Origin of the sequence: Kribbella sp. NBC_00382, assembly GCF_036067295.1 — a bacterium.
Classification (GTDB): domain Bacteria; phylum Actinomycetota; class Actinomycetes; order Propionibacteriales; family Kribbellaceae; genus Kribbella.
In genome coordinates, this window is record NZ_CP107954.1 from 1,905,252 (window position 1) to 1,928,150 (window position 22,899).

Annotated in this window: 18 protein-coding genes and 3 rRNA genes; 6 read left to right on the forward strand and 15 right to left on the reverse strand. The window is 65.4% G+C overall.

Going from position 1 to position 22,899, the window contains the following annotated elements:
* Positions 1-11 precede the first annotated feature (11 nt).
* On the forward strand, positions 12-497 hold the full coding sequence (locus OHA70_RS09500) for a GNAT family N-acetyltransferase (RefSeq protein ID WP_328330726.1): 486 nt from the start codon (positions 12-14) through the stop codon (positions 495-497).
* Here the strand turns inward: OHA70_RS09500 and OHA70_RS09505 are convergent.
* Entirely contained in the window at positions 494-955 is a 462-nt protein-coding gene (locus OHA70_RS09505; protein ID WP_328335077.1) for a phosphoribosyltransferase family protein, read from the reverse strand. The genes OHA70_RS09500 and OHA70_RS09505 overlap by 4 nt on opposite strands.
* Positions 956-1,238: 283 nt before the next feature.
* Here OHA70_RS09505 and OHA70_RS09510 point away from each other — a divergent pair, with 283 nt between their 5' ends.
* Positions 1,239-2,147, forward strand: a complete 909-nt coding sequence (locus tag OHA70_RS09510; protein ID WP_328330727.1) for a DUF559 domain-containing protein — start codon at positions 1,239-1,241, stop codon at positions 2,145-2,147.
* A 16-nt stretch (positions 2,148-2,163) separates the two neighbouring features.
* Here OHA70_RS09510 and hutI read toward each other — a convergent pair whose 3' ends face one another.
* The 9 genes from hutI to hutH all read right to left on the reverse strand — a co-directional run bounded on the left by hutI (position 2,164) and on the right by hutH (position 12,615).
* On the reverse strand, positions 2,164-3,327 hold the full coding sequence (gene hutI, locus OHA70_RS09515) for an imidazolonepropionase (protein WP_328330728.1): 1,164 nt from the start codon (positions 3,325-3,327) through the stop codon (positions 2,164-2,166).
* On the reverse strand, positions 3,324-4,634 hold the full coding sequence (locus OHA70_RS09520; RefSeq protein ID WP_328330729.1) for a formimidoylglutamate deiminase: 1,311 nt from the start codon (positions 4,632-4,634) through the stop codon (positions 3,324-3,326). Before OHA70_RS09520 ends, hutI begins: the two co-directional genes overlap by 4 nt.
* A complete protein-coding gene (locus OHA70_RS09525) occupies positions 4,631-5,839 on the reverse strand; it encodes an allantoate amidohydrolase (protein ID WP_328330730.1) in 1,209 nt (402 codons plus the stop codon). Before OHA70_RS09525 ends, OHA70_RS09520 begins: the two co-directional genes overlap by 4 nt.
* Before the next feature lie 73 nt (positions 5,840-5,912).
* Positions 5,913-6,842: an ABC transporter substrate-binding protein gene (locus OHA70_RS09530; protein WP_328330732.1), complete on the reverse strand. Its 930-nt coding sequence runs from the start codon at positions 6,840-6,842 to the stop codon at positions 5,913-5,915.
* Positions 6,843-6,915: 73 nt separating this feature from the next.
* On the reverse strand, positions 6,916-7,566 hold the full coding sequence (locus tag OHA70_RS09535; protein ID WP_328330734.1) for an ABC transporter permease: 651 nt from the start codon (positions 7,564-7,566) through the stop codon (positions 6,916-6,918).
* Between the two features lies 1 nt (position 7,567).
* Complete coding sequence (locus tag OHA70_RS09540; protein WP_328330736.1) at positions 7,568-8,221, reverse strand: ABC transporter permease; 654 nt, start codon at positions 8,219-8,221, stop codon at positions 7,568-7,570.
* Complete coding sequence (locus tag OHA70_RS09545) at positions 8,218-9,219, reverse strand: ABC transporter ATP-binding protein (protein ID WP_328330738.1); 1,002 nt, start codon at positions 9,217-9,219, stop codon at positions 8,218-8,220. Before OHA70_RS09545 ends, OHA70_RS09540 begins: the two co-directional genes overlap by 4 nt.
* Before the next feature lie 141 nt (positions 9,220-9,360).
* A complete protein-coding gene (gene hutU / locus OHA70_RS09550; protein ID WP_328330740.1) occupies positions 9,361-11,016 on the reverse strand; it encodes a urocanate hydratase in 1,656 nt (551 codons plus the stop codon).
* A 30-nt stretch (positions 11,017-11,046) separates the two neighbouring features.
* Positions 11,047-12,615, reverse strand: a complete 1,569-nt coding sequence (gene hutH, locus OHA70_RS09555; protein ID WP_328330742.1) for a histidine ammonia-lyase — start codon at positions 12,613-12,615, stop codon at positions 11,047-11,049.
* 520 nt (positions 12,616-13,135) lie between these two features.
* On the opposite strand from hutH, the gene OHA70_RS09560 reads away from it, so the two are divergent.
* Together OHA70_RS09560 and OHA70_RS09565 are read left to right on the forward strand one after the other, a co-directional pair.
* Positions 13,136-14,032 (forward strand): GNAT family N-acetyltransferase, encoded by an 897-nt coding sequence (locus OHA70_RS09560; RefSeq protein ID WP_328330744.1) that lies wholly within the window; start codon positions 13,136-13,138, stop codon positions 14,030-14,032.
* Positions 14,033-14,100: 68 nt separating this feature from the next.
* Complete coding sequence (locus OHA70_RS09565; RefSeq protein ID WP_328330746.1) at positions 14,101-14,859, forward strand: IclR family transcriptional regulator; 759 nt, start codon at positions 14,101-14,103, stop codon at positions 14,857-14,859.
* An 80-nt stretch (positions 14,860-14,939) separates the two neighbouring features.
* Here OHA70_RS09565 and rrf read toward each other — a convergent pair.
* The 5 genes from rrf to rpmG all read right to left on the reverse strand — a co-directional run bounded on the left by rrf (position 14,940) and on the right by rpmG (position 21,330).
* A 5S ribosomal RNA gene (gene rrf / locus OHA70_RS09570) occupies positions 14,940-15,057 on the reverse strand.
* Between the two features lie 149 nt (positions 15,058-15,206).
* Positions 15,207-18,330 (reverse strand): 23S ribosomal RNA (locus OHA70_RS09575).
* Positions 18,331-18,819: 489 nt separating this feature from the next.
* A 16S ribosomal RNA gene (locus OHA70_RS09580) occupies positions 18,820-20,335 on the reverse strand.
* The 16S, 23S and 5S rRNA genes sit together here, the layout of an rRNA operon.
* 514 nt (positions 20,336-20,849) lie before the next feature.
* Complete coding sequence (rpsN, locus tag OHA70_RS09585) at positions 20,850-21,155, reverse strand: 30S ribosomal protein S14 (protein WP_328330748.1); 306 nt, start codon at positions 21,153-21,155, stop codon at positions 20,850-20,852.
* A gap of 7 nt (positions 21,156-21,162) precedes the next feature.
* Entirely contained in the window at positions 21,163-21,330 is a 168-nt protein-coding gene (rpmG, locus tag OHA70_RS09590; RefSeq protein ID WP_328335079.1) for a 50S ribosomal protein L33, read from the reverse strand.
* A gap of 137 nt (positions 21,331-21,467) precedes the next feature.
* On the opposite strand from rpmG, the gene OHA70_RS09595 reads away from it, so the two are divergent.
* The gene (locus tag OHA70_RS09595) at positions 21,468-22,580 is read left to right on the forward strand and encodes a CobW family GTP-binding protein (protein ID WP_328330750.1); all 1,113 of its coding nucleotides are present in this window, start codon (positions 21,468-21,470) and stop codon (positions 22,578-22,580) included.
* Positions 22,577-22,822, forward strand: coding sequence for a type B 50S ribosomal protein L31 (locus tag OHA70_RS09600; protein WP_328330752.1), 246 nt, complete (start codon positions 22,577-22,579; stop codon positions 22,820-22,822). Before OHA70_RS09595 ends, OHA70_RS09600 begins: the two co-directional genes overlap by 4 nt.
* The last annotated feature ends 77 nt before the right edge of the window (positions 22,823-22,899 follow it).

Genomic DNA, 22,899 nt, shown 5'->3' on the forward strand with positions numbered 1-22,899 from the left:
AAGGTGTGCTCGTGAAACTCCGCCCCATGACGTCAGCCGACGAACCGGCCGTGCTCGCCCTGAACGCCGCCGCCGTCGAGCAGACGGACCCGCTGGGCCCCGACCGGCTGGACTGGCTCCGGCTGATCGCCGCCCACGCCGCCGTGGTGGAGATCGAGGGCGAGATCGCCGCCTTCGTCCTCACCTTCGTGCCCGGCTCCGCCCATGACTCGCTCGACTTCCAGTGGTTCGTCAACACCTACGCCGACCGCTTCCTGCACCTCGACCGGATCGTCGTCGCCGAGGCGCACCGCCGGCAGGGCGTCGCCACCGCGGTCTACCGGGCCGTCGAACGCGCCGCCAAGCCCTACGACCGCCTGGTCGGGCGAGTCCAGTTGGACCCGCCCGACACCGCCTCGCTGGCCTTCCACACCGCCCGCGGCTTCGTCGAGGTCGGCAAGCTCCGCCGCCCGAACGGCACCACCAGCGCGATGCTCTCCAAGGAGCTCGCGGACTAAAGCGTCCGTACGTCCAGCAGCGCCCTGATCGGCAGGTCATGGCGCAACCGGGGGTCCGTCAACCCGTCCACGATGACCGCGGCGCCGATCCACTGCGCGCCGCAGTCATCTACCAACTGCCGCACCACCCGCGCCGTCGCCCCGGTATCGGCCCAGTCGTCCACCATCAGCACCCGGTCGCCGGCCTCCACCAGCCCGCGCCGGAACCCGAAGTCGACATGCCGATCCTGATAGTCCGGCCCGGTGGTCCGCAGTACCCACCGATCACTGTCATGCGCGGGCCCACCGTTCTTCCGCACCTCGACGAACCCAACGCCGAGCGCGGCCGCAGTCAACGCCCCGACCAGCGACCCCCGCGACACCGGCCCCAGCACCACAGTCGGCGTCGCCTCGTACAGGCTCCCCAGCGCCGGCCCGAGCTCACGGAGCAGCGCAGCATCACGCCACCACCCGGTCAGGTCGGCGTAGTTACTTCAGGTCCCACCATCGGTCTGCCACCGGAACGCGTGGCGTAGGCGGCGGCGCAGCTCGACCGGACCCGTTGGTTGCGACATGCCTCCCAGGATGGGCCCTCCGCGGCTTGGTCGCACCGCAATATCCGACCGCCAGCCCATCAAACGACGGCCGTCGGTCGATCGCTCTGCGTGCAGGAGCCTGGCCCGGAGCCCATTGATGGGCTGGCCGTCGCGGGCCTGTGGACAACCCCCGACGCTCCGGCCCGAAATCGGCCACCATCGCACAATGGCGGTCGTCAAGCTCCTCCAGCTCGCGAACGGCACGGCCACCTTCGCCGAGTTGCGAGCCTCGGTGTCCGGCGACGCCATCCGGAAGGCACTCGCGGCCGGATCGATCCAGCGCATCGCCAAGGGGGTGTACGCGCTTCCACCCGCCAAGGACCCCGTCGCGGCCGCTCGTGCTCAGGGCGGAGTCGTGTCGCACGTGAGCGCGGCCGTCCTGCACGGACTCGATGTGCTCGCAGCGCCGACGACGGCACAAGTAACGGTCCCGCGGGGGCAACACCGACGGGCGAGCACGCTCGCCTGCGACCTGTACTGGGCGGACGACGTCCCAGCTCTCGACGACAGGACGACCAAGCTGCGGACAGTCCTCGACTGCGCTCGCACGCTGCCATTCGCGGACGGCCTCTGCGTGGCCGACTCCGCGCTTCGCAAGGGTGCGATCCAGCGCGACCAACTGATTACCGCGGCCGCCACCCTCGCCGGTCCCGGCAGCGCGCGAGTCCGGCAAGTAGCCGCAGCTGCCGACAGCCGCGCAGAGTCGCCTCTGGAGTCCGTACTCCGTGCCGTGCTCCTCGATGCCGGCATCGACGGGTTCGTCCCGCAGTGGGTGGTACAGGACAAGACCTTCTCGGCCCGGATCGACCTCGCCCATCCGAGGCTGAAGCTCGCACTGGAAGCCGACAGCTTCGCTCACCACGGCAGTCGGAGCGCCCTCACGCGGGATTGCCGGCGGCACGCCAACCTGACCATCCGGGGCTGGCGGCTGATCCGGTTCTCCTGGGAAGACGTGATGCTGGATCCAGGGTGGGTGGTGGACGTGGTCTCGAAGGCTCGCCAACCGCCAGACCATCAATCGACCCGCGCCGTCACGCCGGTACGGCTGACGCGAGGCGCCGCAGCGGGGGTTTGATGGGCTGGCGGTTGGCCTACCCCTCCCGACCAGCCACGAACGTCCGATGCACCAGGGGTACGCCGGGGCGGTAGGCGAGGTGGAGGTAGGAGGGGGCGTCTAGGACGGCTAGGTCGGCTCGGGCACCGACGGTGAGGCGGCCGATGTCGGTACGCCGGAGTGCAGCGGCTCCGCCTGCGGTGGCTGACCAGAGGGCCTCGGCGGGCGTCATCCGCATCTCACGGACGGCCAGGGCGATGCAGAAGGGCATGGAGGAGGAGTAGCCGGAGCCGGGGTTGCAGTCGGTTGCCAGCGCCACCGTCACACCCGCATCCAGCAGCCGCCGGGCATCGGGGTAGGGCGAGCGAGTGGAGAACTCGATGGCCGGGAGGAGGCCGGCCACCACGCCGGCTGAGGCTAGGGCGTCTATGTCGGCGTCCGTTAGGTAGGTGCAGTGGTCGGCTGCGACGGCGCCGACCTCACAGGCGACCTGTACGCCGGGCCCCTCACCGAGCTGGTTGGCGTGGACGCGCGCCGCCAGCCCCGCCGCCTGGCCGGCGCGCAGGATGGCGCGGGCCTGGTCGGCGTCGAAGGCGCCCCGCTCGACGAAGACGTCGACCCACTTGGCGTGCTGGGCCGCGGCCGTCAGCATCGGCCCGGTCACCAGGTCGACGTACCCCGCCGGATCGTCGGCGAACTCCGGCGCCACCACGTGCGCCCCCAGGTACGTCGTCTCGTCGGTGAAGCCCGAGGCGATCGCCAGCGAGCGCGCCTCGTCACCGACGGTCAGCCCGTAGCCCGACTTGATCTCCACCGTCGTCGTGCCCTGGCGGCGCATCTCGGCGACCAGGCGGCCCACGTTCGCCGTCAACTGCTCGTCGGCGGCGGCACGGGTCGCGGCGACCGTCGTACGGATGCCACCCGCGCTGTACGGCTGCCCGCTCATCCGCGCCGCGAACTCCTCCGCCCGATCCCCGGCGAACACCAGGTGCGAGTGCGAATCCACAAACCCGGGGATGACCGCGCGATCGCCACAGTCGGTCGACGCATCCGCCGCGGGTGCCGCGCGCCGCGGGCCGACCCAGGCGATCTTGCCGCCCTCGATCACCAGCGCCGCGTCGTGCAGCTCACCGAGCGGCCCGCCGTGCGCCGGATCGTTGGTCACCAGCGAACCGATCCCGGTCAGCAGGAGGGAGCTCATCGCGTCACCGCCTCGATCGAGGCGGCCAGTTCGGCACCGACCGCCAGCTTCACATGATTGCCTTCGGCCACAACCTGTACGCCGCCGACCACCACATCGGTCACATCCGCGGCCGAGGCAGCGAACACAGCAGTCTCCACGGACCCACCGGTCCCCGCAGTGCGCGGACTGTCCAACCGCAAGGCAACCAGGTCGGCCCGCGCGCCGACCTCGATCACCCCGGCGTCGCCGAACCCGATCGACCGATGTCCGGTCACAGTCGCGGCGGCCAGCAACTCAGCAGCCGACCAATGCCCGCGCTCCTGCGAAGACAGCCGCTCGTCCAGCTCGACCGCCCGCATCTCCTCGAACAGATCGACCACCGCGTGACTGTCAGATCCCAACGTCAGTGGCGATCCCGCGTCCCGCAGCGCCACCGAGGGACCGATGCCGTCGGCAAGGTCCCGCTCGGTCGTCGGGCAGAAACACGAGTACGTCCCGGTACTCCCGAGCAGCCCGACATCCACCGGCGTCAGGTGCGTCGCGTGCACCGCGCTCGTCCGCGGCCCGAGGAACCCGCTCTCATCCAGCAACTGCGACGGCGTCCGTCCGTACGCCGCCAAGCAAGCCTCGTTCTCCGCGACCTGCTCGGACAAATGCACATGCAAAGGGGCCTCAGGCAACACTGCGGCGACGACTCCGAGCTGATCGTCAGGCACCCCACGCACCGAGTGCGCCGCCGCTCCGATCACCACATCATCCGCGCCCCGCAACTGCCGGACCCGACTACCCCAGGCCACCGCATCCCCATCACTGAAGCGTTTCTGCACCTCGTTCAACGGCTGATCGATGCCCCCGGCCACATAACACGTGTCCAGCAAGGCAATCCGCAGCCCGGCATCCCGCGCCGCCGCGATCAACGCCTCACCCATCGCGTTCGGCTCGTCGTACCGCTTCCCGCCCGGCCCATGATGGAGGTAGTGGAACTCCCCCACCGACGTGATTCCGGCCAGCACCATCTCGCCATAGACCGCGCGTGCGAGCCGGTAGTAACTGTCCGGCGTGAGCACTGACGCGACGGAGTACATCTGCTCGCGCCAGGTCCAGAACGTCCCACGCTCGGTCTGCGTACGACCCCGCAGAGCCCGGTGGAATGCATGGCTGTGACAGTTCGCCAGCCCCGGAATGACCAGTCCCTCAAGCCGTACGGCGTCACCAGCCTCGGCGCCGGCGACCACCGACGTGAACCGGCCGTCGGCAACGGAGACCAGCACCGACGACGCGAGACCCGTTGGCAGCAAGGCCTGTGAGCACCAGTAGGAGGTCATCGCGCAAGCTCCTTCAACACCGTCGCTAGCGCCTCGACTCCCGCCAGGCAATCATCCATCTCGGCATGCTCGGCCGGCGAATGCGAGACGCCGGTCGGATTCCGCACGAAGAGCATCGCCGTCGGGATCCCCGCATCGGAGAACACCCCCGCATCGTGCCCGGCCCCGGTCGGCAGCACCGGCGCATCACCCAGTACTGCGCTCAGCCGATCCCGCAACCCCGGCTGGAAGTCCACGACCGGCGAGACCGACTCCGGCACCATCTCGACCGTCGTCCCGTCCCGCTCAGCCCGTTCCGTCGCCTGCCGAGTGATTGCCGCGAGCAACGACTCCAGCACCTCGGCGGAAGCGGCCCGCGCATCCAGCCAGGCGGTCACCTGCGACGGTACTGCGTTAGTCCCATTCGGCTCGACAGCAAGCCTTCCGAAGGTCGCCCGCGCACCCGCCAGCCGTGCCTGCTTGTTCGCCGCGAGGGCCGTCATCGCGTACGTCAGCATCGGATCGTGCCGGTCCTCCATCAACGTCGTACCGGCGTGGTTGGCCTCACCGGTGAAGGTGAACCGGAACCGCCCGTGCGGCCAGATCGAGCTCGCGACACCCACCGGCGCGGTCAACGCCCGCCCTTGCTCCACATGCAATTCGACGAAGGTGCCCATCCGGGAGAGCAGCGAGGACAGTCCCACCCGACTCGGGTCGACCTCGGCTCGCGACAGCGCGTCGTACAGGCTGACTCCGGCGCGATCCTCCAGCGCCAGGGCCTTCTCGGGCGTGAGTACGCCGGTGGCGATCCGCGAGCCGAGACAGGGCATCCCGAACCGCGAACCCTCCTCCTCGACGAACGCTCCGACGCCGATCGGCACGGACGGCACGAAGCCCTCAGCGCGCAGGCGGTCCACCGCCGACAGGGCCGAGACGACCCCGAGCGGGCCGTCGAAGGCGCCGCCGTCGATCACCGAGTCGAGATGGCTGCCGGTCACAACGCCAGGGAGTCCTGCCCCCTGGGATGCCCCCGGCTCCCACCAGGCGACCAGGTTGCCGATGCCGTCGGATTCGACCGCCAGCCCGCGCTGAGCGCACTGGTCGAGGAACCAGCCGGTCGCCTCGCGCTCGGTCGGCGTCCAGCCACCGCGGTGATAGCCCCCGGTCGAGGGGTCCTTACCGATCGCGGCAAGATCCGCCCACAGCTGCTCGAACGACTCGGTCACGCGCACTCCTCCAACGAAAACAGACATGACAAGGGGTCGCCGGGAACCTGTCCCAGCGACCCCCGGCGTTACTTCAGGACAGCGGGTTCTTGCTCAGCCAGTCGGCGGCGACCGCCTTCGCGGCCTCCTTGCCGACGTCGATCCGCTTGACCAGCTCGGTCAGCGACTCGGTGGTGAGCTTGGCCGACACCTTGTTCAGCACGTCGCTGATGTTGGCGGCGTTGTGGTCGGTCCGGATCAGCGGAACGATGTTGTTCGGCGGCAGGATGTTCTCCGGGTCGTCCAGCTGGACCCAACCGTTGTCCGCGATCACCGACTGGGTGGTGAAGAAGTTCGACAGCTGGATCTGGTTGGTCTGCAGCGCCTTGGTGCTCAGCGGGCCGCCGGCGTCCAGCGTCTTGTACTCCTTGAACTCGACGCCGTACTTCTCCTTCAGCCCCTTCAGCCCGGCCTCGCGGACCTTGAACTCCGAGCTACCGCCGGCCACCATCTCCTTGGAGTGCGCCTTCAGGTCGGTCAGCGACTTCAGGCTGTACTTGTCCGCGGTCGCCTTGTTCACCACGATGGTGTCCTCGTCGGCGGCCGGCGACTTCTCCAGCACCTCGAGGCCGGCCGGCAGCGCCGCCTTCAGCGCGTTGTACGCCGCGTCGTCCTCGGTCTCGGTGGCGCCCTTCTTGAAGTAGTCCAGCGCCGCGCCGGTGTACTCCGGCAGCAGGTGCACCGAACCGTCCTTGATCGCCGCCATGTACGTCTCGCGGTTGCCGATGTTCTGCTGGTACTTGACGTCGACCCCCTTCGCGGCGAGCGCCTGGCCGTAGATCTCGGCCAGCAGCTGGCTCTCGGAGAAGTCGGCCGAGCCGACGGTGATGCTCTTCACCTCGTTCGGTGCGGACGTGTTGCCCGCGTCGCCACCGGACAGCGGATCGCCCCCACCCCCACAGGCAGCCAGACCGAGGACCGCGACCCCGGCAATCGCAGTACGGATGAGTGTGTTTCTCAACACGGGAGCCTCCAGGATTTCGATGGATACCGGCGAACGCCGCCGGTGTTCGGTGCCGAGGGATGGGTTCCGGCCATCAGTCGACCCGCAGTCCTTTGGAAACGGTGATCCGGCCGGCCAGCGCGAACAGCAGGTCGAGCAGGATCGCCAGCAGTGCCACCAGCAGCGCGCCGCTGAACATCTGCGGGAAGTCGCGCAGCTTCAGTCCGTCCACGACGTACCGGCCGAGTCCGCCGAGCGAGACCAGCGCGGCGATCGTCGCGGTGGAGACGATCTGGAGGGTGGCCGCGCGCAGACCGGAGATGATCAGCGGCAGCGCGATCGGGATCTCCACCTTGGTCAGGATCTCCCGGCCGGTCATCCCCATCCCACGCGCCGCGTCGATCGTGGCCGGATCGACACCCGACAGCCCGGCGTACGTCGAGGTCAGGATCGGTGGGATGCCGAGTGCGACCAGCGCGATCAGTACCGGCAGGAAGCCGATCTGGTTGGTCAGCAGCACCGCGATCATCAGCAGCCCGAGGCTGGGTAGCGCCCGGGCGGCGTTGCCGATGTTGATGGCCAGGAAGGCGCCGCGCCGGGTGTGGCCGATCCGCAGGCCGATCGGCAGCGCGATCAGCGCGGACAGGCCGAGCGCCGCGAAGGTGTACCAGATGTGCTGGATGATCCGGGCCGTGATGCCTTCCGGACCGGACCAGTTGAACGAATCGAAGAGGTACTCGAGCATCTCAGGCCTCCTTCACCGACGCGACCACACGGGCCCAGGGCGTCAGGAAGCGTTGCAGGGTGACGATCAGCAGGTCGGCCAGCAACGCGAGCAGCAGGGACAGCACCACGCCGACCACGACCGGGGTGAGGAAGTCCTTCTGGAAGCCCAGCGTGAACAGCTCGCCCAGACCGCCGATGCCGATCACCGCGCCGACGCTGACCATCGAGATGTTGGCCACCGTGACGACCCGCAGACCGGCGAAGATCACCGGTACGGCGATCGGCAGGTCGATCGTGAGCAGCCGCCGGGCCGGGCCGTAGCCGACCGCGATAGCCGCCTGCCGGACGTCCGGCGGGACCGAGCGCAGACCGTCGATCACGTTCCGGATCAGCAGCGAGACCGCGTAGATGGTGAGCGCGATGATGATGTTGATCCGGTCCAGCACCTTGGTCCCGAGCAGCACCGGGAGCACGATGAACAACGCGATCGAGGGCAGCGAGTAGAGCACGCCGCCGAGCGCGATCAGCGGGTTGGCCAGCCAGGCGAACCGGGTCGCGACGTAGCCGAGCGGGATCGCGATGAGCAGCCCGAAGATCACCGGCAGGATCGCCAGGTAGATGTGCTCGCTGAGCTGCTGCCAGATCAGCGAGAGGTTGTCGCCGATCCAGGTCATGACCGCAGCGCTCCGGCGAGGATGTTGTGGTCGACGATGCCGATCGCCTTGCCGGTCTCGTCGACGCAGACGCCCTGCTGGGTCGGCGAGGTCAGCAGCGAGTCGAGCGCGGCGCGCATCGAGTCGCTCTTGGTGAAGACCGGGCCGACCGGAAGCAGGTCCGCGGCGCCGTTCTTCCAGCCGGCCGGGCGGCCCGCCTCGTCCAGCACGAGCTCGGCCGGCAACGGCCCGAACTCCAGCTGGTCGATCTGCAGGAACGTAAGCGCCCGGTAACCGCGATCCTGGCCGACGAAGCTCTCCACGAAGTCGTCGGCGGGGTTGGCGAGGATCTCCGACGGCGGCGCGAACTGGGCCAGCTTGCCGCCGACCTTGAGCACCGCGACGTTGTCGCCGAGCTTGATCGCCTCGTCGATGTCGTGCGTGACGAAGACGATCGTCTTGCCGATGTCGCGTTGCAGGCGGAGCAGTTCCTCCTGCAACTGGTGCCGCACGATCGGGTCGACGGCGCTGAACGGCTCGTCCATCAGCATGATCTTCGGGTCCGCCGCGAGTGCCCGGGCGACGCCGACTCGTTGCTGCTGGCCACCGGACAGCTGGGCCGGGTACCGCTCGGCCAGCTTGAGATCGAGACCGACCCGCTCGAGCAGCTCCATCGCCGTGGCCCGGGTTTTCTTCTTGTCCCAGCCCAGCAGCTTCGGCACCGTGGCGACGTTGTCGACCACGGTCTTGTGCGGGAACAGCCCGGCATGCTGGATCACATAACCGATCCCGCGCCGCAGGGTGACCGGATCGCCGGCGTTGATGTCCTCGCCGTCGATCGAGATCGTGCCGCTGCTGCGCTCGATCGTCCGGTTGATCATCCGCAGCGAGGTGGTCTTGCCGCAGCCCGAAGGTCCGACGAACACGGTGATCTCGTTGCTCGGGATCCGCATGCTCAGCGTGTCCACGGCGACAGTGCCGTCGGGGTACTGCTTGGTGACGTCTTCGAACTCGATCATGGCGCCCCTTCGCGCTCGTCGGAGATCGCCCGAACGATCCTAGGGGAACGAGAGCCCGCAAACCTGCTATTCGCGGGTATCTCGCCCCTCAAGAAAGTGCACCTTAGCGCTACGGATTGCCTCGGTCGCACTGTGCAGCGATCAGCTCTCCCGCATCGGGATCCTGACGCCTCGTTCAGCGGCTACTTCTTCTGCTCGTTCGTACCCGGCATCGACATGCCGAATCACACCCATGGCCGGATCGTTGCTCAGCACCCGTTCCAGCTTCTGCCGGGCCAGGTCGGTGCCGTCGGCAACCGATACCTGGCCGGCGTGGATCGACCGGCCCATCCCGACGCCGCCGCCGTGGTGGATCGAGACCCAGGAGGCGCCGCTGGCGACGTTCACCATCGCGTTCAGCAGCGGCCAGTCGGCGATCGCGTCCGAGCCGTCCAGCATGCCCTCGGTCTCCCGGTACGGCGAGGCGACGCTGCCGGTGTCGAGGTGGTCGCGCCCGATCACGATCGGCGCCTCCAGCTCACCCGAGGCGACCATGTCGTTGAACCGCACGCCCGCCTTGTCCCGCTCACCCTGGCCGAGCCAGCAGATCCGGGCCGGCAGCCCCTGGAAGGCCACCCGCTCCTGCGCCATCTTGATCCACCGGGTCAGGTGCTCGTTCTCCGGGAACAGGTCGAGGATCGCCTGGTCGGTCTTGTGAATGTCCTTGGGGTTTCCGGAGAGCGCGGCCCACCGGAACGGGCCCTTACCCTCACAGAACAACGGCCGGATGTACGCCGGTACGAAGCCCGGGAACTCAAATGCCCGGTTGTAGCCGGCCTTCCGCGCCTCGTCCCGGATCGAGTTGCCGTAGTCGAACACCTCGGCACCCGCGTCCTGGAAGCCGACCATCGCCGCGACGTGCCTGGCCATCGAGGCCTGCGCGCGCTCGGTGAAGCCGGCCGGGTCCTTCTCGCGGGCCGTCGTCCAGTCGTCGAAGTCCACGCCCACCGGCAGGTACATCAGCGGGTCGTGGGCCGAGGTCTGGTCGGTGACGATGTCGATCGGCGCGCCCAGCTCGAGCAGCTCCGGCACGATCACCGCGGCGTTGCCCAGCAGGCCGATCGACAGCGGCCGGCGAGCCTTCTTGGCCTCTTCGGCCAGCCGCAGCGCGTCGCTCAGGTCCTTGGCCCGCACATCGAGGTACCGGTGCTCGATCCGGCGGTCGATCCGGCTGCCGTCGACGTCGATGCAGATCGCGACGCCGTCGTTCATCGTGACGGCCAGCGGCTGCGCGCCGCCCATCCCGCCGAGTCCCGCGGTCAGCGTGATGGTGCCGGCCAGCGTACCGCCGAACTTCTTCGCGGCGACCGCGGCGAACGTCTCATAGGTGCCCTGCAGGATGCCCTGGGTGCCGATGTAGATCCACGAGCCGGCCGTCATCTGGCCGTACATCGTCAGGCCCATCGCCTCGAGCTTGCGGAACTCCTCCCAGTTGGCCCAGTCGCCGACCAGGTTGGAGTTCGCGATCAGCACCCGCGGCGCCCACTCGTGGGTCTGCATCACGCCGACCGGCTTGCCCGACTGGACCAGCATCGTCTCGTCGTTCTTCAACGTGGTCAGCGTTCTGACCATCGCGTCGAAGGAGTTCCAGTTCCGCGCGGCCTTGCCGGTACCGCCGTAGACGACGAGCTCGTCGGGGTGCTCGGCCACCTCCGGGTCGAGGTTGTTCTGCAGCATCCGCAGCGCGGCCTCCTGCGGCCAGCCCTGGGCGGTGAGGGTGGTGCCGCGGGGGGCGCGAACAGGACGTGGTCCGGACATGTGTGATCCAGCCTTTCGAGTCGTCAATGGTCAGGACAGCGGGCCGGTGACGGCCTCTACAGCGGACAAGTAGGTGCCGTCAGCAACGAGCTGGACGGAATGTTCGATCTCCGGGGCCAGGTGCCGGTCGGTGCCAGGTCCTTCGACAAGTTCACGCAGCTTGCTTCGTACTGCGCCCGTGGCGGGCGAAGGCTCCAACGGTGCACGCATGTCGATCGCGCGAGCGGCGGTCAGGATCTCGACCGCCAGAACCCTTTGCAGGCCGTCGATGCTCTTGCGCAGCTTGCGGGCGGCGGACCAGCCCATCGAGACGTGGTCCTCCTGCATCGCGCTGCTCGGGATCGAGTCGACGCTGGCCGGTACTGCGAGCCGCTTGAGCTCGGACACGATCGCGGCCTGGGTGTACTGCGCGATCATGTGCCCGGAGTCGACGCCGGGATCGTCGGCCAGGAAGGCGTTCAGCCCATGGTTGCGGGCGACATCGAGGAAGCGGTCGGTCCGGCGCTCACTGATGCTGGCGACGTCGGCGACGGCGATCGCGAGGAAGTCGAGCACGTAGCCGACAGGGGCGCCGTGGAAGTTGCCGTTCGACTCCACGCGGCCGTCGGGGAGTACGACCGGGTTGTCGATCGCGGCGGAGAGCTCGTAGCCGGCGACGGATGCGGCGTGGGTGGCGGTGGCGCGGGCGGCGCCATGCACCTGCGGGGAGCAGCGGAGCGAGTACGCGTCCTGAACGCGGTTGCAGTCAGGACCGCGGTGGCTTGCCACGATCCCGCTGTCGTTGAGTACTGCGCGCAGGTTGGCGGCAGAGTCGGCCTGCCCGGGGTGGGGGCGGAGTGCCTGGAGGTCCGCGGCGAATACGCGATCGGTGGCGAGCTGACCTTCGACGCTCATCGCGGCGGCGATGTCGGCCGTCTTCAGCAGCCGGTCGAGGTCGGCGAGCGCGAGCACGAGCATGCCGAGCATGCCGTCGGTGCCGTTGATCAGCGCCAGGCCTTCCTTCTCGGCCAGGACGACCGGCTTGAGCCCGTGCTCAGCCATCGCCTCGGCCGTGTCGCGGAGATTGCCGTCTGCGTCGCGAACCTTGCCTTCGCCCATGACTGCGAGCGCGACGTGGGAGAGGGGTGCGAGGTCGCCTGAGCACCCGAGGCTGCCGTATTCGTGGACGACCGGGGTCAGCTGAGCGTTCAGCAGGCCGGCGTACGCCTGGGCGGTCTCGACCTTCACTCCGGTACGGCCGGTGGCCAGCGTCGAGAGCCGCAGCAGCGCGAGTGCGCGGATCACCTCGGTCTCGACCTCGGGGCCGGAGCCGGCCGCGTGCGACCGGATGAGGCTGCGCTGCAACTGGGCGCGGAGCTCGGGCGCGATGTGCCGCGTCGCGAGTGCGCCGAATCCGGTGGAGACCCCGTAGTGCGGGGTGTCCGCATGCGCGAGCGCCTCGATCGCCGCCCGCGACTTCGCGATCTCCTCGAGTGCCTGGTCGTCGATCCGCACGGGCGCCCGGTAGCGCGCCACCGCGACGACGTCCGCCGGGCTGAGCGGCCCGACACCGACTGTCACTACCTGGGCTGTTCGCCCCTGAGCTGTTTGCGTGGTCACCCGCCCATTGCACCGCGCCCCGCCGCCCACCGATAGCACCGCCACCCCACCACCCATCTCAAACCCGAGACACCTCCATCCCACGCACCTCGCCCACCCACAAATCCGCCCACCCCGCCCACCCCGCCAACCCACAGCCCCGCCCACCCCGCCAACCCACAACCCCGACCACCCCTGTCCCCAGCCTGGTCCCGCGCCAGCCCACCCGGCCCTGGCCGACATTTGAGGGGTTAACCCCCGAGCCGGTGGGTTGCCTCCCCAGTTTCCGAGGGGGCAACCCACCGTTTGAGGGGACAACCCCTGAAATGTCCGGAGGGCCGGCGCCAGCTCAGCCCCGGTTGGTGGGGGGTGGGGCGGACCTTTGAGGGGTTAACCCCCGAGCCGGTGGGTTGCCTCCCCAGTTTCCGAAGGGGCAACCCACCGTTTGAGGGGACAACCCCTGAAATGTCCGGAGGGCCGGCGCCAGCTCAGCTCCGGTTGGTGGGGGTCGGGTGGGCCTTGAGGGGAATAGGGTCGGGGGATGGGGTTCGAGGTGCGGGTGGCTACGCCTGGTGATGCGGTGGGGATTGCTGGGGTTTGGGCTGCGGCTATGCCTCATCTGGTGAAGACGGCTCGGGGGATCGAGGCGGAGCTTCGGAAGACGACGACCCGGGTGGTGCTGATCGCGGTCGACGGCGACGAGGTTGTTGGCTACGGGAACGTGTATCGGCCGGCTCCTGAGGAAGTGGCGCCTCGGGTGCGAATCACCGTGCAGGTGCCGCCGGCGGAGCGCGGGCGTGGGATCGGGAGTGCTCTCGCTGACCAGGTGTCCTCGGTGGCTGTGGAGGCGGGCGCTCACAGGCTGCTGACCGTCGTGGCCGACGAGGACGCGTCGAAGGAGTTCGCTGCGCGGCGTGGGTTCGAGATCGGGCGGCGGATGAGTCACTCCCGGGCCGACTTGAGCGCAGTCCCGGCGCCGGCGCCTGTACCAGAGGACTTGCGGCTTGTTGATTACACCGGGGTCGACCCTCGCCGGCTGTGGGAGGCTCATGCGGCGACGGCTGGGGATGATCCGAGCGGGTTGTCGCACATGTCGCCGTACGAGGACTGGCTGAGGCACGACTGGGACCACCCGGATCTGCGGCTGGACCTGAGCGCCGCGGTGCTGGCCGGCGATGAGGTCGTCTCCTTCGTGACGACGACTGCAGATCCTGAGCGACGGGTGATCTGGTCCAACCTGACCGGTACCGTTCCGGCGTACCGGGGTCGTGGGCTGGCGAAGGTGGTGAAGTCGGCCGCGCTCACCCGGAGCCGGGAGGCCGGGTTCGAGCAGGCGTTCACCGGCAACGACGCGAACAACAAGCCGATGCTCGCGGTCAACGAATGGCTCGGCTACCGGGTGTCGGCCGGCGCCTGGACCGCGGAGAAGGCGCTCTGATCCGGCGCGGACGCACCGAAGCCCGTCAATCGTCCGAAATCTGAGACGGGCGGGCTACCCTCACTGTTGTGAGCGGCAACGTTCCCGCCTCGACCCGCACTCTGCGGGTGCTGACGTTCCTGGCCACCCAGCCCGGACCGGTACCGATGGAGCGCATCGCCTCCGCGGTCGGACTGCCACGCTCTTCGACCTACCACTTGCTGAAAGCAATGATCAGCGAGGGCTTCGTGGTGCACCTCCCGGAGGAGAAGCGGTACGGGCTCGGCGTCGCCGCCTTCGAGATCGGTTCCGCGTACCTCCGGCACGACCCGCTCGAGCGGCTGGCCAGACCGTTGCTCGCTCAACTCGTCGCCGAGGTCGGCCAGACGGCACACCTGGGCGTCCTCCACGGACGCGAGCTCGTCTACCTGCTGAAAGAACAGCCACCGAGGCCGGTCACCCTGGTCACGGACATCGGCGTCCGCCTACCTGCGACTCTGACGGCATCAGGGCGCGCTCTGCTCGCCGCATTGCCGCCCGCCCAGGTCCGAGCCCTGTTCCCCACTCCCGAGAGCTTCGTACGCCGTACTGACCACGGGCCGCAGACATTGAGTCAGCTCCGGCGGATCCTGGCCGACGAGAAGCGGCAGGGGTACGCGGTGGAGGACTCGCACATCACCCCTGGCGTCGCCTCGGTCGCGAGCGCGGCCGTCGACTATGCGGGGCATCCGGTGGCCGCCATCAGCATCAGCTTCCGCACGGACGCGATCCCGGTCGGCGAACGGTTCCTGCTGGCCCGCCGGACCCGGCAGGCGGCGGACGCTCTGACCCGCCGGCTGAGCCACTGAAGGCCACTGGAAAAGCCGATAAAAGGTCTGGAAACACATTAAGGGCCACCCCTTGCGGGGTGGCCCTTAACAGTGTGAATGTCCGGCGACGTCCTACTCTCCCACGACCTACCGGTCGCAGTACCATCGGCGCTGTCAGGCTTAACTTCCAGGTTCGGAATGGAGACTGGGTGTTTCCCTGACGCTATGGTCACCGTAACTCTATAGAAATATCAACCAACCACACACTCAGCCACTCCACCCCCGTGTGGGGTGGGTGTTGCTGGGGGTTGACCGTATTTCGGGAACCGTATAGCGGACGCGTACATCTTCGCAGCAGTAGTCTGTCGCCAACCGATGGTTGGTGTTGAGACAAGCCCTCGGCCTATTAGTACCAGTCAGCTCCACACCTTACGGTGCTTCCACTTCTGGCCTATCAACCCAGTGGTCTACTGGGGGCCTTACCCGATTAACTCGGTGGGAGACCTCATCTTGAAGCGTGCTTCCCGCTTAGATGCTTTCAGCGGTTATCACTCCCGAACGTAGCCAACCAGCCGTGCTCCTGGCGGAACAACTGGCACACCAGAGGTTCGTCCACCCCGGTCCTCTCGTACTAGGGGCAGCCCTTCTCAAGTCTCCTGCGCGCGCAGCGGATAGGGACCGAACTGTCTCACGACGTTCTAAACCCAGCTCGCGTGCCGCTTTAATGGGCGAACAGCCCAACCCTTGGGACCTACTCCAGCCCCAGGATGCGACGAGCCGACATCGAGGTGCCAAACCATCCCGTCGATATGGACTCTTGGGGAAGATCAGCCTGTTATCCCCGGGGTACCTTTTATCCGTTGAGCGACGGTGCTCCCACATGCCACCGCCGGATCACTAGTTCCGACTTTCGTCCCTGCTCGACATGTCTGTCTCACAGTCAAGCTCCCTTGTGCACTTACACTCGACACCTGATTGCCAACCAGGCTGAGGGAACCTTTGAGCGCCTCCGTTACCTTTTAGGAGGCGACCGCCCCAGTCAAACTACCCACCAGGCACTGTCCCTGATCCAGATAATGGACCTAAGTTAGACAGCCAGAACAACCAGAGTGGTATTTCAACGATGACTCCACCCGAACTGGCGTCCGAGTTTCACAGTCTCCCACCTATCCTACACAAGTTGTACCGACCACCAATACCAAGTTGTAGTAAAGGTCCCGGGGTCTTTCCGTCCTGCTGCGCGTAACGAGCATCTTTACTCGTAATGCAATTTCGCCGAGTCCATGGTTGAGACAGCGCCCAAGTCGTTACGCCATTCGTGCAGGTCGGAACTTACCCGACAAGGAATTTCGCTACCTTAGGATGGTTATAGTTACCACCGCCGTTTACTGGCGCTTAAGTTCAAAGCTTCGCCGGCCTAAACCAGCTAACCTGTCCCCTTAACGTTCCAGCACCGGGCAGGCGTCAGTCCGTATACATCGAATTACTTCTTCGCACGGACCTGTGTTTTTAGTAAACAGTCGCTTGGGCCTGGTCTCTGCGGCCATCAACGCTTCCACGGGCAAGCCGTGTAACGTATCCGGCCCCCCTTCTCCCGAAGTTACGGGGGCATTTTGCCGAGTTCCTTAACCATGGTTCACTCGATCGCCTTGGTATTCTCTACCTGATCACCTGTGTCGGTTTGGGGTACGGGCGGCTCTAACACTCACTACGAAGTTTTTCTCGGCAGCATGGGATCATCCACTTCCCCTGAACGGGTCCGCCTCGGTTCTCAGGCTATGAGAGACACGGATTTGCCTATGCCTCGCCCTACCACCTTGCCCGCGGATCAGCTTGCGCCTACCATCGCCGCGGATGGACTGCCCTCCTGCGTCACTCCTTAGTGCACCTAATACCAGTTCGGGTCAACAGATCCCCTACTCAACCCGAAGGTCTTGTAGCTTCTCGGTTTTAGCATCACCGGGTTCGGTCGGGTCGTGTTAATGCCGGTACGGGAATATCAACCCGTTGTCCATCGACTACGCCTGTCGGCCTCGCCTTAGGTCCCGACTTACCCAGGGCAGATTAGCTTGACCCTGGAACCCTTGATCATTCGGCGGACGGGTTTCTCACCCGTCATTCGCTACTCATGCCTGCATTCTCACTCGTGCAGCATCCACAACTAGATCACTCTGCTGCTTCACACGCTGCACGACGCTCCCCTACCCATCCACACACCTGGACCAGGTAAACCTGGCCGGGTACAAGTGTGAATGCCACAGCTTCGGCGGATTGCTTGAGCCCCGCTACATTGTCGGCGCGGAATCACTTGACCAGTGAGCTATTACGCACTCTTTCAAGGGTGGCTGCTTCTAAGCCAACCTCCTGGTTGTCTGGGCAACTCCACATCCTTTTCCACTTAGCAATCGCTTAGGGGCCTTAGCTGGTGATCTGGGCTGTTTCCCTCTCGACGACGGAGCTTATCCCCCGCCGTCTCACTGCCGCGCTCTCACTTACCGGCATTCGGAGTTTGGCTGATTTCGGTAAGCCGGTAAGCCCCCTAGACCATCCAGTGCTCTACCTCCGGTAAGAAACACGCGACGCTGCACCTATATGCATTTCGGGGAGAACCAGCTATCACGGAGTTTGATTGGCCTTTCACCCCTATCCACAGGTCATCCCCCAGGTTTTCAACCCTGGTGGGTTCGGTCCTCCACGCGGTCTTACCCGCGCTTCAACCTGCCCATGGATAGATCACTCCGCTTCGGGTCTAGAGCATGCGACTAAAGCGCCCTATTCAGACTCGCTTTCGCTACGGCTACCCCACACGGGTTAACCTCGCCACATACCACTAACTCGCAGGCTCATTCTTCAAAAGGCACGCCGTCACACCCACACAAGGTGAGCGCTCCGACGGATTGTAGGCAACCGGTTTCAGGTACTATTTCACTCCCCTCCCGGGGTACTTTTCATCTTTCCCTCACGGTACTAGTCCGCTATCGGTCACCAAGAAGTATTTAGGCTTAGCGGGTGGTCCCGCCAGATTCACACGGGATTTCAAGAGTCCCGTGCTACTTGGGAAAACACTCGGAAGTCACTGTCTTACGCCTACGGGGCTCTTACCCACTACGGCTCAACTTTCCAGAAAATTCGACTTCAACAGTGATTTATAACTCCCTGACCCCACGGCATTAAGGTCTGAATGCTCCCACAACCCCATATACGCAACGCACGCCGGCTATCACACGCACATGGTTTAGCCTCATCCGCTTTCGCTCGCCACTACTCACGGAATCACTATTGTTTTCTCTTCCTGCGGGTACTGAGATGTTTCACTTCCCCGCGTTCCCTCCAGAACCCTATGTGTTCAGGCACTGGTAACTGGCTTTAGAATGCCAGCTGGGTTTCCCCATTCGGACACCCCCGGATCACAGCTTGGTTGCCAACTCCCCGGGGCTTATCGCAGGCTCCTACGTCCTTCATCGGCTCTTGGTGCCTAGACATCCACCGATTGCCCTTAGTAGCTTGTCACAAAAACGACAAAAAATTACTACTGAAGATGCTCGCGTCCACTATACAGTTCTCAAAATACGGGCAGGAAAACCAACCCTGAACACCACCTACATCGAAGACCCCAATCACCCAGGGAAAACACACCCAGACTTTCAGAGCCTCACCAGCGGTTTGGTGAGAGCCGGCCCCAGCCACACGACCACACCGATCAAGATCCGCAAAGATCCAACCGGTGTAGCAAGTGACCCAGAAAAACCGATCCAACCTGTTACCAGGATGGCCCGATTCCTCAGGACCCAACAGCGCGCCTCGACCTTTCACACAACCCCACTCACGTTCCACGCTCACCCTCCGAAGAGAGTTCGCAGTACTTGCTCGATCAGTTGTGATCCCGGCCTAATGGTCAATGTTCCACATTCCGAAGCATCATCGCCCTAGAACGGACGTCTAGGAAACGACGAGTAGACAACCAGTCACTTACGTGGCCTGGCTGTCAATGCTCCTTAGAAAGGAGGTGATCCAGCCGCACCTTCCGGTACGGCTACCTTGTTACGACTTCGTCCTAATCGCCAGCCCCACCTTCGACGGCTCCCTCCACAAGGGTTAGGCCACCGGCTTCGGGTGTTGCCGACTTTCATGACGTGACGGGCGGTGTGTACAAGGCCCGGGAACGTATTCACCGCAGCGTTGCTGATCTGCGATTACTAGCGACTCCGACTTCATGGGGTCGAGTTGCAGACCCCAATCCGAACTGAGACCGGCTTTTTGGGATTCGCTCCACTTTGCAGTTTCGCAGCCCTTTGTACCGGCCATTGTAGCATGCGTGAAGCCCTGGACATAAGGGGCATGATGACTTGACGTCATCCCCACCTTCCTCCGAGTTGACCCCGGCAGTCTCCTATGAGTCCCCACCATAACGTGCTGGCAACATAGGACGAGGGTTGCGCTCGTTGCGGGACTTAACCCAACATCTCACGACACGAGCTGACGACAGCCATGCACCACCTGTATAGGACCCTTACGGACCCCCCATCTCTGGAGGATTTCCCTATATGTCAAACCCAGGTAAGGTTCTTCGCGTTGCATCGAATTAATCCGCATGCTCCGCCGCTTGTGCGGGCCCCCGTCAATTCCTTTGAGTTTTAGCCTTGCGGCCGTACTCCCCAGGCGGGGCGCTTAATGCGTTAGCTGCGGCACGGAGGACGTGGAATGTCCCCCACACCTAGCGCCCAACGTTTACGGCGTGGACTACCAGGGTATCTAATCCTGTTCGCTACCCACGCTTTCGCTCCTCAGCGTCAGGTAAGGCCCAGAGAGCCGCCTTCGCCACCGGTGTTCTTCCTGATATCTGCGCATTCCACCGCTACACCAGGAGTTCCGCTCTCCCCTGCCTACCTCTAGTCTGCCCGTATCGGAAGCAGGCTCGGAGTTGAGCTCCGAGTTTTCACTCCCGACGTGACGAACCGCCTACGAGCCCTTTACGCCCAATAATTCCGGACAACGCTCGGACCCTACGTATTACCGCGGCTGCTGGCACGTAGTTGGCCGGTCCTTCTTCTGCAGGTACCGTCACTCTCGCTTCGTCCCTGCTGAAAGAGGTTTACAACCCGAAGGCCGTCATCCCTCACGCGGCGTTGCTGCGTCAGACTTTCGTCCATTGCGCAATATTCCCCACTGCTGCCTCCCGTAGGAGTCTGGGCCGTGTCTCAGTCCCAGTGTGGCCGGTCGCCCTCTCAGGCCGGCTACCCGTCGACGCCTTGGTAGGCCATTACCCCACCAACAAGCTGATAGGCCGCGAGCCCATCCCCCACCGCCAGAACTTTCAACCCACCACCATGAAGTAGTGAGTGATATCCGGTATTAGACCCCGTTTCCGAGGCTTATCCCGAAGTGAAGGGTAGGTTGCTCACGTGTTACTCACCCGTTCGCCGCTCGTGTACCCCGAAGGGCCTTACCGCTCGACTTGCATGTGTTAAGCACGCCGCCAGCGTTCGTCCTGAGCCAGGATCAAACTCTCCGTTGAAATCTATATGTAACCCACCCGAAGGCAGGGAACAGACTACTTTGAGTGATCCTTTGATATCTCAGAAACAATCAAACTGACTTGAATCATAATTTCTCAAAGGAATCCGAACACAGACAAAGAACAACCCCACACCAAGAACCAGAATGGCCCCAGTGATAGGAGATCGCCCAATGCCGTGAAACGGGATAAAACAAATTCGGCATTGACTTTCGGCACGCTGTTGAGTTCTCAAGAATCGGACGCACACCGCGCTTCACTCTTCCAAGTTCAGCTCCGGGGCAACCCGCCAAACATTACTGTTTCGTTCAGCGCCAGTCAAATCGGTGCTTTTCGATCCAGTCACCCGGCAAGACTCAGCGGCTGAAGTCCGCACTAAGCGTGCTTCAGCTTCTGGCATCCTGCTGGGAGTTCGAAGCGACCGGCCGCTTTCGCGTCCCGCACTCGCTCCGACAAAGAGAACAATACACGCTCCTGGGAGTGCTTTTGACCAGGGGTACCTACCGCCCGTTCATCACCAGGACGACTTGGTGATCCCCGGCAGTTCCCCACGGTGCGCCATCGCGCGGAACCGGACTCGGGAGATGCCCGCCTTGCGCAGGAAGCCACGTGGCCGGCCATCGGCCACGTCCCGGTTGCGAACCCGGATCGGGCTCGCATCGCGGGGCAGCTTCTGCAACTTCAGCTGGGCGGCGCCGCGCTCGTCGAAGCCCGACGCAGGATCGGCGATGATCCGCTTCAGCTCGGCCCGGCGCTCGGCGTACAGGGCGACGGTGCGTTTGCGCTGCTCGTTCTTCGCGATCTTGCTGGTCTTCGCCACGGAGCGTCTACCGCTCTTCGCGGAAGTCGACGTGCTGGCGGACCTTCGCGTCGTACTTGCGGATCACCAGCCGGTCGGGGTCGTTGCGCCGGTTCTTCCGGGTGACATAGGTCGTCCCGGTGCCCGCGGTGCTCCGCAGCTTGATGATCGGGCGGACATCGTTGTGCTTGGCCATCAGACCTTCCTTCCGGGCACCGGTCATGGTGCCGTTGAACTCTCTGTACGGCTGAACGCCGGCCACCCGGGCTGACATTCCCGTTCCGTGGAGTGTACGTTGTACTGGTTATCGTTTTCAATAAGGCGGGAGTCCAGATGCTACCGGTGACCTTGCTGACAGGTGTCGACGAGCGGTTCCGGGCCGCCATGGCAGGCGAGTTGCTGTCCGTCGCCGGCGCCGGCGTTCTCGTCGAGTACGACCTCACCGGCCTGGCCGCGGGCTCCGTACTCCGGATCGCGCGCACCACGAGCGGGGTGATCGACCGCGAGGAGATCCGGATGGGTCATCCCTGCGTTTCCTGTGCGATGCGTGGCTCGCTCGTCCCCCTGCTGGTGAGCATCGCCGCCACGGAGAAGTACGGCGCGGTGATCGTCTCCGTCCCCGGGGCCGGTGACACCCAGGCGCTGGCCGAGGAGATCACTCGCGATGCCGCTGACGAGCTCCGGGTCGAGGCGGTGCTGACTGCGCTCGACACGGCCACCTTCGCCAACGACGTCAGTGGCGAGGACCTGATCCACGACCGAGGCATCCCGACTGCGGCTGAGGACGGCCGGGCGATCGCCGAGGTGCTGATCCGGCAGGTCGAGTACGCGAACGCGGTCATCCTGAGTCAGCCGGACGAAGTGGTCGAGGGCCTGGCGAATGCCCTGAACCCGCAGGCGCTGGTCCACCCGGCATCCACCGCCACCGAGCTGTTCGGAGTACGGCTGCATGATCCGGATGCGGCTGAGGCGTGGGTCGAGCCCGGGTCGACCAGCGCTCCGCTGCAGACCGGCGGGCCGGTCCGCACTCTCGTCTGGCGGTCGGATCAGCCGTTCCATCCGGAGCGGCTGTACGACGTACTCGAGCAACTCGTCGCCGGCACCATACGCGGCAAGGGGACGGTCTGGCTCGCGACCCAACAGCGGGCGCGACTCGGGTGGGACAGCTTCGGTACGAACATCTCACTCGGCGTGCTCGGCCGGTGGCTCGCCGACCTGCCGGCGGACCGCTGGTCGGAGGTCGGCCAGACCCATCAGGCCCGGTCGGCCCTCGAGTGGCACCCCGACCACGGCGACCGTGCGACGTACCTGTCGATCACCGGGATCGATCTGGATATCCGGGAATTAGAGCGGCTGCTCGATGGTTGTGTCCTTCGTGCGGGTGAGTCAGCAGACAAGCTGACCGATCCGTTCGCCCCTTACCTGGAAGGAAGTAGCGCAGCATGAAGAAGGACATTCACCCCGATTACCGCCGGGTCGTCTTCCGGGACAAGTCCGGCAACTTCAGCTTCCTGACCGGCTCGACCCGCGAGAGCAACGAGACCATCGAGTGGCACGACGGGAACACCTACCCGGTCGTCGACGTCGAGATCTCCTCCGCGAGCCACCCGTTCTACACGGGTCAGCAGCGCGTGATGGACACGCAGGGTCGCGTCGAGAAGTTCAAGAAGCGCTACGGCAAGGCCTGACCAGCCCCGCTTGACACAGCCCGTCGATCCAGGTGGATCGACGGGCTGTTCCGTTGTCCGGCACCGGGAGGGTGTCT

Coding starts and splice junctions, on each gene's coding strand:
- OHA70_RS09600 (WP_328330752.1), top strand. CDS start 22,577: ATGAAGAAGGACATTCACCCCGATTACCGCCGGGTCGTCTTCCGGGAC.
- OHA70_RS09540 (WP_328330736.1), bottom strand. CDS start 8,221: ATGACCTGGATCGGCGACAACCTCTCGCTGATCTGGCAGCAGCTCAGC.
- rpmG (WP_328335079.1), bottom strand. CDS start 21,330: ATGGCCAAGCACAACGATGTCCGCCCGATCATCAAGCTGCGGAGCACC.
- hutU (WP_328330740.1), bottom strand. CDS start 11,016: ATGTCCGGACCACGTCCTGTTCGCGCCCCCCGCGGCACCACCCTCACC.
- OHA70_RS09520 (WP_328330729.1), bottom strand. CDS start 4,634: ATGACCTCCTACTGGTGCTCACAGGCCTTGCTGCCAACGGGTCTCGCG.
- hutI (WP_328330728.1), bottom strand. CDS start 3,327: ATGAGCTCCCTCCTGCTGACCGGGATCGGTTCGCTGGTGACCAACGAT.
- OHA70_RS09535 (WP_328330734.1), bottom strand. CDS start 7,566: ATGCTCGAGTACCTCTTCGATTCGTTCAACTGGTCCGGTCCGGAAGGC.
- OHA70_RS09595 (WP_328330750.1), top strand. CDS start 21,468: ATGCTACCGGTGACCTTGCTGACAGGTGTCGACGAGCGGTTCCGGGCC.
- OHA70_RS09545 (WP_328330738.1), bottom strand. CDS start 9,219: ATGATCGAGTTCGAAGACGTCACCAAGCAGTACCCCGACGGCACTGTC.
- OHA70_RS09560 (WP_328330744.1), top strand. CDS start 13,136: ATGGGGTTCGAGGTGCGGGTGGCTACGCCTGGTGATGCGGTGGGGATT.
- OHA70_RS09510 (WP_328330727.1), top strand. CDS start 1,239: ATGGCGGTCGTCAAGCTCCTCCAGCTCGCGAACGGCACGGCCACCTTC.